This window comes from Alteromonas sp. ABE4_545, assembly GCF_056161325.1.
In genome coordinates this window covers 35,469-48,477 of record NZ_JBSWYY010000025.1, presented here as the reverse complement: position 1 = coordinate 48,477, position 13,009 = coordinate 35,469, and the positions used below count along the sequence as shown (strand labels likewise).

Below are 13,009 nucleotides of genomic sequence, written 5' to 3'. Positions count from 1 at the left end.
ATCATCATTTACTCTCACAACCAAGTTACAAGATCTGATCAGAGTGAAGAGATAATGTTCAAAAAAAATCCCCACTAATTTCTTAGCGGGGATTTGTGTATAAGAGACAGCTGTTCAAAGCGGCCTTTTCAATCAACAACTAACTATGATTATTTATTGATAACAATCTCGTAGCCATTACCTGTTTCAGTAGGTTCTACTGTGATGAAGTAGTTTGCTGTCTCATTAAAGCCAGTACTATCTGTACGATGAAGTAGCGTTTGCTCATCGTTGATGTCTTCATGAACTGCAATCACTTCATAGTAATCTTCTGGAAGTGATTCTTCTTCCACTTCACCTAGCTCAACGTTCTGAACGCTATACTCAGCGTTTTCAGTGGTCTCATCGCTACGTACAAGGTAGAAGTCAACATCTGAATAGTCAGGTACTAAGTTAATGAAGTTAACTGTCTTATCGTAAGCCTGTGACTCAGCACTTTCTACGAATGAAAGTGACACAAGGCCGCCCTCGTTTTCATAGATAATGATCGCTTTACTCTCACTCTGGTTCAGAGTCACTAGCTTGTTAGTTAGCGGTGTTAGAGAACCGTCACCAATTGACAATGACAAGTTGTAATCGCCGTACTCTATCTCAGTGAAATCTGATAATTCACCAGCAGAAAGCTCATAAGTTACTGCTTCAGATGAACTATCACCAGTTAACGTTACTGTTACCGGAGAGTCTGAGTTCAAGCTGTTGTAAATACGGTACTGCGAAGTTGCTTCAACGTCTACTGCACTGGTCACTGTCGATGAGTTAAGAATGAAGTCAACAGCCATACCTGATTGAAGTGCACCTGTTACATCACGAGCTGCAAGTACGTATTCAGTGTTGTATGCAAAGTCAATAGTGTCTGATTCGAATACCACATCCGTTGAACCTGGCTCAGTCAAATATAACGTGTACTCACCTTCATCAAAGTCATCGCTATCACTGTCTGGATCCCAGTATTCAAACTCAACAAGTTCAGAATAGGTCACGGTACCAAGGAAGTTGGCGGCTTCAAACGGGTCGCCATCTTCACTCAAATACACGTCAAAAGACTCGCCATCAGTCATGAACGACGTTGCGAATAGACGGAAGTGATCGTCTAAATTTTCACGCTTCATTTCGTACGTGTAGAACTCAGGGTTTTCAAAATCACCGCCCAATACAACCAGTGTTTTGTAACCTGTACGCATTCTAATTTCGAACGTATCGATTGTGACTTCTTGATCGTCAGAATCTGTGTAAACGAATTCGAAATCCTGCTTACCATTTTCTAGAGAGATAAGACTAGTGGTATCGCCAAACTTAGCGCTGCCAAGCTCATCACCGTCTTCATCAAGTACGGTTACAGTCGCACCATTAGGAGACGCATTGTAAAACTGCAGATAGGCATAAGAGTAATCAGAATTACCGCCGCCTGAGCCGCCACAACTGGCAACACTCAATATCAGCATCAAGATGCCAACACATTTACAAAGAGGTGAAAAAAGGGAGGATCGCATAAACTCATTTATCCTTGATTTTTAAACTAGTGCATAGCAGGAACGCATATTACCCCGCTAAGGCCGGTGACATGATGCACAGGTTCAGCATTTTACGCAACCTTTACATCAAGATTGCCTACATTTTAGCCGCACCGTGACAACAATGCCCCGGTCGATCTTTAAACGCGCTTAACAGTGACCTTTTCTTGGTACATTGTTCGCAATCATCGTTGGTGTTCATCATACCTGTTTCACGGTCCAGTGAGAACACTAACCTACGACTGTAACTATGAAAAAAGGTTTCCTTAATCTCGTAATTTTTGCTGTTTTTTAACCAAAAAATAAAGTCCCGCCGATATAAATACATCAAACGGGACTTTTTAATTTTTTATAAGTTACTGTTTAGCCATGTTTTTATGGAAGTCTGCCAAGTCCTTCACAACGGTTGCACCGTCGATGTCGGCAAACGGTTTATCTGCAAATTTGCTTCCTCGCATTTGTACAGAAACCCTTGCCGCCTCTTCACTCAACATCGTAGCCTGATAGAAGGCTTTTACATCCTCTAATGTGACGGCTTCAGCAGCGGCAATCAAGCGAGCTTTGCTATCGAAGTCGTAGCGCTCTTTCACCCAATCGCTGAACAATGGCGCAGCTTCTGCTGACAGGTTTTTCGGTGGCTCTTTTAATGTCACCAGCACACTCGCTTTAAGCTTTTCAAACTCTTCTTCAGTCATTGCATCGAGCACGTCTTTATACTCAAGCTTGAATTTGTCAAAGCGCGCTTGCATGTCTGCCACATCTTTCACAGGCGTTTGAATGTACATAGCAAAGCCAGTGTATTCGTCGAGGCCAACAGATGTTCCACCTACCGCGTACGCAAGCTGTTCTTCGGTACGCAATTTGTCAAACGCTATGCTGCGGAAGTGACCGCGTAAAATTGTTGCCGCCGCACGCGTAGCAAACCCTGGCGTTGGATGCATATAGGCATCCACAATTGCAACGTCAGCAACATCGATATCTTGTTGCCATACTACAGTTTGTTTAGCCTCTGGCTTCCAATATTCTCTCGCATCGTAATCGGTATTGTTGCGAGTATCAGGAAGGAATGACAACATTGCGTCAACGGTACTTTGTAAGTCGCTGTTGTCGTAATTACCAAACGCAAAGATACGCAATTGGTTGTTAGCCAACAATTTATCTTGGAAGGCCGTCAGATCTGACGCTTTTAGCGACTTCGCTGCGGCTATTAATTCGTCACCCGAGTATTCTCCCATTCGAATAAGCGTTTGATATGCATCGAAGGCTTGATAGAACGGAAACTGTTTACCTTGGTTTTGGATATTGCGAATGAAACGGTCTACCGCCTGTGCAAACTGAGCATCATCCACGTTCACCTTCAAGCCCGCCAGTGCTTCATTTAGCAAGGTTTGTTGTTTATCGGTAAATCCAGAAACCGAAATGGTTAAACCGTTACCCGAGGTTACGCCCAAATTCATCCCTGCAATGCTGGCTTCTGTTAACAGTGCACTTTGCTGCAATCCAAAAATATCTACCCAGATATCCTGAAGCACGCTGGCGTTGATATCTTTTTCTTGTTGTGGACTATTCAGGTAAATTTCCATCACACCGCGTGGTTGCGCAGCAAATAGCTCACTGGGGTACTGCCATACTTTCACTTTGTCATTGTCTATCACAAGTTCCGGTTTGTCTTTGGTGCCAGAGGTCACAATGTCAAAGTTTTCAGGCAGTAAGCGATTCACAGAAGGTAAGTTCATCGGAAACGGTGAAGGTTGAGACCAGGTCGCAATTTCTTCCGGACTGATGTTATCTACCTTGTATTTACCATCATAGAAGTGCATTTCGCTATCTGTTGGCTCTTCTTTACTGATGTACCAAACACGCAGATGTTCTGGTGTTAGCTGTGCAAGCACCTTGTTGATGGCATCTGCATCGAAGTGATCATAGTAGAATGGCGCGGCAATAGCGTATTCAACCGGGTATTCCTGCATAGACGCAGCGAGGTTAGAGACATAGCCAAATTCATCTTGTTTTTCCAAGAACTTAAACTGGTTATTCAGGCTTGTCTTAATCTCATTAAAGTATTTTTTATCAACGCCTTTGGCTTTAATCATGTCGATATATCGCATAATCGTTGCCACGATCATTTCACGGTTTTGTATACCAGCGTCGGTTAATTCAACGTTGATAGTCATAGAACCATAATTGCCGTACATATTCGGGCTAGCGTAAGCGCTTAAACTAGAAATGAGTCCCGCGCCTTTCAACTGAAACGCTGGCGTTCCGGGCATTTCAGAACCAATTAGGAATGATAGGAATCGATTTGGCTTAACTGCAAAATCATCAGCGTTATTTGTGATAGTGAAATCTAGTTTAAGCTCTTTCACATCTTCATTCGGAGAGTAATGAACGCGTTTACCGCCAATTTCCGAATAATCAACCGTTCCAGTAGTTACCGGCTTATCAATATCCTTGTTCGGGATTGAAGAGAAATGTTTCTTCGCCAATGTCTCCATTTCAGCAATAGGTAGATTGCTGATCATAGCCACTTTCATAATGTTGGCTGAGTAGTACTTGTTGAAAAACGCTACCGTTTCTGGGTGAAGTTTACTGTCTTCTTTATCGCCAAGACTCTCAAGGTTACCAATCAGGAAACGGTTGGCAGGATGGTCTCCCATCATAGCGCGAGCAAGCTTAAACTGACCAAAATAGTCCATTTCACGACGCATAGACCATTCTGCGTTCACCGCATTTTTTTCTTTTTCTGTGTATTCAGGATAAAGCTTCGGCGCTTTGAAAAAGTCTGAGAAGCGATCGAGCGCTTCGTCATAAGCAGTATTATTCACTTTGAACATATAGTTAGTAATATCTAACCAGGTATAGGCATTGTGTGCACCGCCGTTAGCGGTCATAAACTCACTGTAGCCTTTAGTGTCTGGGTAGCGCTCGGTACCCAAAAACAACATATGCTCCAAATAGTGAGCCATACCTTGTTGTGACATGGGGTCTTTTAACAAACCTACACCAACGCTTAGTGCTGCTGCAGACTTTTCGGCCGCAGGGTCTGACACCAAAACCACTTCTAGGTCATTGGCTAGGGTTAATGTTTTGTATTCACGGTTGTCGTTAGGGCTAGCAATAATTTGCTCGACCACAGTTTCTGTCGGACTAGTCGTAGAGGTTTGCGTAGTTGCACAACCAGCCATCACCGCAACGGCAACAGCACCTAAAGCGAATAGTTTTTTCATCGTCACTCCCTGAGTGTTATTAATATAGTGCGTTAACTCTAATCAAAGTTATTTACACGCGCCAGAAGTGACGATGAGAGGATTGTATAGAAATGTTTCAGACTGCAGATGAAAGCGATTTAACACAAGATGAAACGCAGCGCCTGAGATTTACCCCTGACGCTGACGGACGATTTCATATAAACACACGCCAGTAGCTACAGATACGTTCAAACTTGAAACGCTACCAGCCATCGGGAGTTTAACTAATTCATCGCAATTTTCTCGTGTTAACCGACGCATTCCTTTACCTTCGGCTCCCATCACCAATGCCATTGGCCCGGTTAACTTCACATCATAAATACTTTGTGTGGCTTCACCCGCTGTACCCACTACCCACACGCCTTGTTGTTGCATTTCTTTCAATGTGCGTGAAAGGTTAGTCACTTGTATCAAAGGCACAACCTCTGCAGCACCACAAGCAACTTTGCGCGCTGTAGCGGTTAAGCCCGCTGATTTATCTTTAGGCACAACAACTGCGTGTACACCTGCTGCGTCGGCTGTACGCAAACATGCGCCCAAATTGTGTGGGTCAGTAACGCCATCGAGCACAAGTAAAAAAGGCTGTTCGTGTTTTGCAATCAATGCATCGAGGTCAGACTCAGTGAGTACCCGAGCGGGCTTGGCGCGAGCAACAATACCTTGGTGCTGCTCACCATTTACCTTGTCATCGAGTACTTTTCGATTACAAAACTGTACCGCTACACCAAAACGACGCGCTTGATTGACGACTTTTGTAAGCCGCTCGTCATCGCGCCCTTTTAATACCCATAGTTCGATTAATCGTTCGGGTTCGTTTTCTACTACTGCCTGCATGGCGTGCAGGCCATATAACCACTCGTGTTGCGCCATTAACGTCGTCTACCTTTCGTATTTTTCTTTGACTTCTTAGCACCTCTTGGCGCTTTGTCGTCGGCTTTTCTGCGACGTCCTGTCGACTCTTTTGTTTCTGGTTTCGAGCGCGCCTTGCGCACTTTTACGGTTTTCCCATTCTTGCCCTTGAGCATAGAGCTGTCCAAGATAAGGTCAATTTTGCGCTCATCGAGATTCACCGCCGCCACTTTAACCACAACAGGATCACCTAAGCGATATTGCATGTGCCCACTTTCGCCGACCAAGCATTGCTTTACATCGTCGTAGCGATAGTAGTCATCTTGTAATGAGGTGATATGCACCAGCCCATCAATATGGTACTCACTGATGCGAATAAACAAGCCGAAACCTGTCACTGAGCTCACCACACCTTCAAAGGTTTCTCCAACGCGGTCGAGCATAAACTCACATTTCAGCCAATCGGCCACATCACGGGTGGCATCGTCGGCACGACGCTCTGTCGTCGAACACTGTTCACCCAATTGCTCCACCTCTTCCTCAGAATAGGCTTTCGCGCCAGATACGGCTTTCTTACCTTGTTGTTTGGCAATAATCGCTTTTAGTGCGCGATGCACCACCAAATCTGGATAGCGGCGAATAGGCGAAGTAAAGTGAGCATAGGCATTCAGCGCCAAACCAAAGTGACCAATATTTTCACCGTCGTACACTGCCTGCTTCATTGACCGCAATAACATGGTTTGGATGAGTTCTTGATCTGGGCGGTTTTTAGTTTTATTCACCACGTCGGTGAAGTCGGCAGGTTGGGCATCATCATTCAAGCGATGAGGCACACCAATTTCAGCCAGATAGGAGGTAAATGAGGTCAAGCGATCCGCATCAGGCTTATCGTGCACACGGAATAATGCGCTTGCTTGGTTCTTTTCAATGTATTTGGCCGCACTCACGTTGGCCATGATCATACATTCTTCAATGAGCTTGTGAGCATCATTGCGTTCAAGTGGCACAATGTTTTCAATTTTTCGCTGCGCATTAAACACAAACTTACTTTCTTGCGTTTCAAACTCAATGGCGCCGCGACGCAGACGCGCTTTTTTCAATGCGCGATACATGTCGTGGAGATTACGCAAATGCGGTACATGCGCTTCATAGCGTTTATGTAACTCAGGGTTACCTTCGAGAATCTGCCACACTTTTGTGTAAGTCAGGCGCGCGTGGGAGTTCATCACCGCTTCATAGAATTGGTAACTGTCTAACTCACCTTGTGCCGTGATGGTCATTTCACACACCATACACAAGCGATCGACTTCAGGATTCAATGAACACAGGCCATTCGACAACAACTCAGGCAACATCGGGATAACTTGGTCGGGGAAGTAAACCGAGTTACCACGATTGAGAGCTTCAGTATCCAACGCGGTTCCAGGGCGCACATAGTAGCTTACATCAGCGATGGCGACCCACAATTGCCAGCCACCTTCATCAAGTGGCTCACAGAATACTGCATCATCAAAGTCACGTGCGTCTTCGCCATCAATGGTAACTAATGGCAACTGACGTAAATCAATACGCCCCGCTTTTGCATCTTCTGGCACGAATTCACCGTAGCTTTCGATTTGCTTACTCACACCATTCGGCCACGCGTGGGGAATATCGAATGTGCGCAATGCCATCTCAATTTCCATCCCCGGCGCCATGTGTTCGCCGAGTACTTCGACAATACGGCCCACCGGATTCACTTTACGGCGTGGGCGTTGAGTGAGTTCCACCACGACCACATGCCCTTGGCGTGCACCGTTCACATGTTCTGGAGGAATGATGATTTCGTGATTGATGCGGCTATCATCAGGAATAACCACACCCATGCCTTGCTCGGTAAAGTAGCGCCCAACGATTGGCTCTGCCCGTGCTTCAATCACTTGGTTGATATAGGCCTCTTTACGGCCTTTTCGGTCTGTACCACTTTCGCGCGCTTCAACGCGATCGTCGTGCAGCAACATTTGCATTTGGCCGGCACTTACGAATAAGTCACCTGACCTATCATCTGGACGTAAAAAACCATAACCGTCGCGATGACCAATAATTCGACCTCGGATTAATTCTTCTTGCTTTTGTACCGCATACTTCTTCGCTTTGGTAAATTGAATTTGTCCTTCGCGCTCCATGGCGCGTAGGCGACGCTGAATGCCAATGCGGCTGTCTTCGTCGTGAGCGTTAACGCGGTTACAAATATCAAGAAATCCCATTGGCTGACCATTGGATTTCATCACTTCTAGCAAAAACTCTCGGCTGGCTACCGGGTTTTCGTACTTGGCTTTCTCCCGCTGATAATGCGGATCGTCACTCATAGATAATAATACACCGTAATAAATAAAATTTTCTGCCAGTAGTATAACAGTAAACCACTTAAAAAAGCTGTGTTCACAAGCAATTATGTGCAATTAATCGACAACTACTTACCGTTAATCGCTATTAAATTGTCACAAAGTTACGCTAAAGTGGGCAAAACAATTCAAAAGATCAAGACCATGGATAGACGACAATTTCTGCATTTCGCTTCTGCTCTCAGCGGTAGTGTCATTATTTCTACGCAATTAACCGCCTGTGGCAGTACGCCGAAAAAGGTCACTGACTCACTCGACGACGTTACCTTTACCCACGGCATTGCCAGCGGCGACCCAACCCAAGATTCGGTCATACTCTGGACACGTGCAGTGCCGGTTTCAGGCAACAATGCTGACATCCGTTGGGAAATAGCATCAACACCAGACTTTCAAAATATCGTGCGAGCGGGTGACGCCACAACCCAAAAAAGGAATGACTATACGATAAAAATTGATGTACGAGACCTGTCTCCCGGCACTGAATATTTTTATCGTTTTATCGGCGAAAAAACCGTGACTCAGGTAGGCCGAACGCGCACCATCCCCTCAGGTTACATAGAACAAATAAAATTTGGTGTCTTTTCCTGCGCAAATTATCCGGCTGGTTTTTTCACACCATACATGGCAGCGGCCGAAGACGACAGTATCGACATCGTTTTACACTTGGGTGATTACATCTACGAATATGCATCCGATGGCTACGCGACAGAACATGCAGCCGAACTTGGCAGATTATTTGATGCCGACAACCAAGGTGAACTATTTACCCTCACGGATTATCGAAAGCGCTACGCTAAGTATCGCGAAGACAAAGGGCTACTCGCACTCCACAAAAACAAACCCTTTATCGCCGTGTGGGACGACCATGAGATTGCCAACGACACTTATAAAACAGGTGCTGAAAATCACACGCCAGACGAAGGTGACTTTTTTGCCCGTCGTGCCGCGGCTGTTCAAGCCTATTATGAATGGCTACCTATTCGCCCCCCATTGGGTGAAAGTAGCCCTCAAATTTACCGTACCTTCGAATTTGGCGATTTGCTCACCCTTTATATGTTAGATACTCGTGTTATTGGTCGAGACAAGCAATTAAATTATGCCAATTATAAAAACGCGCAAACTGGCGAATTCAATGGGCGTCAATTCCAACAAGATGTACTGTCGCCAAACCGTACACTGTTGGGGCAATCTCAATACGAGTGGTTAAGCAAAGCAATAGCCCAATCCACCAGCCGTTGGCAGTTGTTGGGGCAACAAGTACTGATGGGGAAAATGCTATTCCCAGCGGAGATTTTCTCAAGTAAGAAACTAGACGAAGTACCAAAGGCAATTAGCCAGCTCGTTAATTTGAAAAAGAATCAACTCGAAGGCGCACGATTAACACCACAAGAACAAGCTCGCCTCGACACCAAAATGGCTTATAACCTCGATGCTTGGGATGGCTACCCTGTGGAACGTGAGAAACTACTTAAGCTTTGCAAAGATAACAATAAATCGCTGTTGGTGATTGCAGGAGATACCCATAACAGTTGGTGCAATAAACTCACCGACCAATATGGTGACTTAGTGGGGATGGAATTTGCCACAACCAGTGTCTCTTCACCTGGCATGGAGAGTTACATCAAAATGACGCCTGATCAAGCCAAGCAACTTGCCAACGCGCTCCCACTGCTTATTGATGATTTAGAGTATTGTAACTTACACCAACGCGGTTACATGACACTGACGTTAGATCGAGGCGTAGCACAAGCCGATTGGCTTTATGTGAATACTGTACGGTCTGAAGACTACGCCGTAACTAATCAGTTTTCTAAACAATACATCGGCAAATAAAGTAACCGGCCGTGTTAATCACGACACGGCCTACACTTATTCAGAATCGAGCTTAGTACGGACCAAACGCACATACACGAACTTGTCTTTCTCTTTTATGGAGTAGCTTGAATTAAAGAAGGCCACCACCCAAGCCCGTAACGGATCAGATAATGAAGGCGTGGATGTCCAGAAATCATCAGGGGGCGTGTCTGGGAAAAAAGTTGTATCAATGGCTGGGCGTACACAGTTTCTTTCCGTAATAGAAGACAACTCTTTCACATTGGGTAAGCGCCAACCTTCATTGGCATCTTGTTCATATTCAACGGCATACAGTAGCGCTGATTGCCAATCGTATTTTGTCGCTTCTCCTGTGCAATTTGTGCCATCCCATGTTTGTCCAGCAGCACAACGCTGCCATACCAAGCCAGTAGTATCGTGTAAAATTTCGGTTTCGCTCAATAGTGACAGCACCCCATCAGGGGTGGTTTCAACGGCGTCATCTAAACAAGTTTGAGCGAATATTGCAGATGAAAACGCGCCCGCCATGAGGAGTAACAGTAATCTCATCATTATCTCCCTGCTCTAACTAGGCGCACATGCGCGGCGCTGGATTTATTCAAAAAGTTGTCAACACCGGAAATAAAGTCAATTGCCCACGCATTTTGCGCGGCGTTGTTGCTCACACCATCTGCTCCAGGTTGGGCAGTCCAGTACCAAATCACGTCGGCATCTGGGTCTCCGGCATAGGGGAAATAGTCCATGTCTAGCTTCATACCATCACTGCCTCCGAAGTGAACAATCGACAAAAGCTCCATATGATTAGGCAAACGCCAGTCGTAAAAACCACATAAACCCGCAGCATTCACCGCATTAACAAAAGACTCGGTATTACAATTCGTCAGCGAGCATGTGGTATCTGTACCATTTAAATCTCCAACATAACCACCGTTGTCGGTACTGGCATACCACGAATAAGTATTGTCTGGGTTGTGCAAGGTAATATCTTCATTTTTTACCTCCCAAACTAAGCCAGTAGTGTTGTCGCGTACACAGCGGAAATCGGTGGTCGCTGCATCAGCCTCATCACCATTGGCATTCAATTTGGTAAAGTCGAACCCAGCCTCGCCACGCCCCGCTTTTTCAAACGCGTTATTGGTAGCAATAACATCTGCCCCTTTTTGCCCATCTTGTCCCGGCCAGTCATACACGAGATCCGCAGTATTAATGGCATTATTCGCCTGAAAAGCGACACCGGTATCATTCCAAAGCGGAGTGGGATAAGGCATCACGATAACCGAAATAATGTCTGACACTTCATTACCGTATGCATCAGTCACGGTAAAAACAAATTGTACGGTCTCTTGTTCTGATACCGCAGGTGCAATAGCAAAGGTTTGATCAACGTTGGCTTGATCGATCGATATAGGCACATCTGCGCTGTAACTCCACCCTACTGACAAGGGATAAGCGGTGGACACGGAAGAATCGGCACTACCGTTTAGTAAAATTGACTCACCGGTATACACATATTGATTATTGCCCGCATCTGCGGTGGGCTGAGTTGCCGAGATAGATAAAATTTGAATACTGACTGTCGCGCTATCTGAGTCGCCTTCGTCGTCTGTCACAACTAGGGTGAATTGCAGTGTTTCACCACTACTGGTTTCTGGGGTCACTATGGTCAGAGTAGGTTTATTGGTTTCCAACCCATTCATCACATTTGTGCCAGCGTCTTGTTGCCATTGCCATACTGCAATGGTGTCAGGGTCGCCTTCTATTGCATCGTAACTGGCGCGACCGTCGAGTAAGATGCTCACACCCGCAGGATACACACCTGAGTCTAAATCGGGCCAATCGGCCACGGTAACAGATGCAACAGGGAGTTCGGATTCAGGCTCCACCGTAATAACAAACACATCACTGTCGCTGGTGCCATCGGTGACGACACCGGTCAGTGTAAAGGTAAAGCTCGTGTTCTGTTCAACAACAGGCGCGGTAAAACTCAATGTCGCCCCTGTTGTGTCTAGCGTATATTCTAGTGTCGGCGAAACCTGCCATGTATAAGTAACATCGCCGGTTGCGTTAAACGCACGCGCAGTAAACGATACCGCCTCACCTTCACTTACCGAATGATCATTTGCCGCAAACACACTAAATTCTGCGGTGCTATCGTCACCACTTCCCCCACCGCCGCCACAGGCCGTCAGTAAAACCGTTAACAACAACACACTGAACTTTGTACTCACACGCACCGCCTATAAAGGGAAATAGCCACGTATGACATGCTCTTCATCATCGCAGCTTTATTCCATTGAGATACCTTTAAAGCTAGCAGTTAGTTGTAAATTTACCAATGTAAATGAAGTGCTTGAGTTAACTTTCAGGTAAATATTTTTCCATCACAGAAATAATACCCGTGTAGCGTTGACCATGCTCTGGAGCACTTAACTGAGATTTAATTCTAGCCACTTCTTCCACCCCATTTTGCTGCCCCAAGCGCAATTGCCCTTCAACTCGCGTTACGCGAACCGTAAAACCGGTAATTGCCGACAACAATCGCTGTTTATAATCTTCCACCTGTTCCACAGACCAAGGGCTGTCAACGGATTCAGCGTGATGGCACAACGCAGTCACTACGCCGTCTACTTCGTCGGGTGTATTCAACAGGTTTACCACACCACTAATGTGTACACTGGTAAACAGCCACGTGGGCACTCTAGGAGGTTTCGCATATACCGACGGACTTAAATACGCATTGTCCCCCCAGAAAATAATCTTCACCTCAGGCTGAGTCAGTAAAATATCGCAAAGTGGGTTGCGCTTATCCATGTGACTTTCAAGTTCTAGGGTGTCATCGGTCTTTGTTTTTACGCGAAATGGTAAAGGGCTTGCCGTTAATGCGTTATCCTTTGCCACAATCGTGCCCATAATAATGTCGTCCACCAGCTCAGCGGCAAGATTCATGTCAGAAAAATAATAAGGGGCTGGCGCGTACATATAGGATACTCAATGGTGATGTGAAAAACGTCACAGTAACAAATGTAGGCAAATGGCAATCCTGAAAACAGGTCAAACAGTGTTGAAAGAAGGCCATGTTTTTGGGTCAATCACTTTGGTAAGTGGGCCAAATTGAATCCGCGAGCTAGTCAGCCTTTATCCACAA

The 13,009-nt window shown here is 45.6% G+C and carries 8 protein-coding genes; 1 reads left to right on the top strand and 7 read right to left on the bottom strand.

What is annotated here, in order from left to right; all coding sequences use genetic code 11:
- Window positions 1–149 precede the first annotated feature (149 nt).
- From ACXAH6_RS16960 to rnr, 4 genes are all read right to left on the bottom strand, one after another.
- Window positions 150–1,481 (bottom strand): DUF4397 domain-containing protein, encoded by a 1,332-nt coding sequence (locus ACXAH6_RS16960; RefSeq protein ID WP_474878745.1) that lies wholly within the window; start codon window positions 1,479–1,481, stop codon window positions 150–152.
- A gap of 425 nt (window positions 1,482–1,906) precedes the next feature.
- Window positions 1,907–4,777, bottom strand: a complete 2,871-nt coding sequence (locus tag ACXAH6_RS16955; RefSeq protein ID WP_474878743.1) for an insulinase family protein — start codon at window positions 4,775–4,777, stop codon at window positions 1,907–1,909.
- Between the two features lie 150 nt (window positions 4,778–4,927).
- Window positions 4,928–5,668 carry a 23S rRNA (guanosine(2251)-2'-O)-methyltransferase RlmB gene (rlmB, locus tag ACXAH6_RS16950; protein ID WP_474878741.1) on the bottom strand — a complete coding sequence of 247 codons (741 nt, stop codon included), beginning with the start codon at window positions 5,666–5,668 and terminating at the stop codon, window positions 4,928–4,930.
- Window positions 5,668–7,995 (bottom strand): ribonuclease R, encoded by a 2,328-nt coding sequence (gene rnr, locus ACXAH6_RS16945; RefSeq protein WP_474878740.1) that lies wholly within the window; start codon window positions 7,993–7,995, stop codon window positions 5,668–5,670. Before rnr ends, rlmB begins: the two co-directional genes overlap by 1 nt.
- Window positions 7,996–8,175: 180 nt before the next feature.
- On the opposite strand from rnr, the gene ACXAH6_RS16940 reads away from it, so the two are divergent.
- Window positions 8,176–9,864, top strand: coding sequence for an alkaline phosphatase D family protein (locus ACXAH6_RS16940; RefSeq protein WP_474878739.1), 1,689 nt, complete (start codon window positions 8,176–8,178; stop codon window positions 9,862–9,864).
- A gap of 36 nt (window positions 9,865–9,900) precedes the next feature.
- Here ACXAH6_RS16940 and ACXAH6_RS16935 read toward each other — a convergent pair whose 3' ends face one another.
- The 3 genes from ACXAH6_RS16935 to ACXAH6_RS16925 form a co-directional block, all read right to left on the bottom strand.
- Window positions 9,901–10,413, bottom strand: a complete 513-nt coding sequence (locus tag ACXAH6_RS16935; RefSeq protein ID WP_474878749.1) for an Lcl C-terminal domain-containing protein — start codon at window positions 10,411–10,413, stop codon at window positions 9,901–9,903.
- Window positions 10,414–10,415: 2 nt separating this feature from the next.
- Window positions 10,416–12,092, bottom strand: a complete 1,677-nt coding sequence (locus tag ACXAH6_RS16930) for an Lcl C-terminal domain-containing protein (RefSeq protein ID WP_474878737.1) — start codon at window positions 12,090–12,092, stop codon at window positions 10,416–10,418.
- A 127-nt stretch (window positions 12,093–12,219) separates the two neighbouring features.
- Window positions 12,220–12,843 carry an FMN-binding negative transcriptional regulator gene (locus ACXAH6_RS16925; RefSeq protein ID WP_474878736.1) on the bottom strand — a complete coding sequence of 208 codons (624 nt, stop codon included), beginning with the start codon at window positions 12,841–12,843 and terminating at the stop codon, window positions 12,220–12,222.
- Window positions 12,844–13,009: the final 166 nt, after the last annotated feature.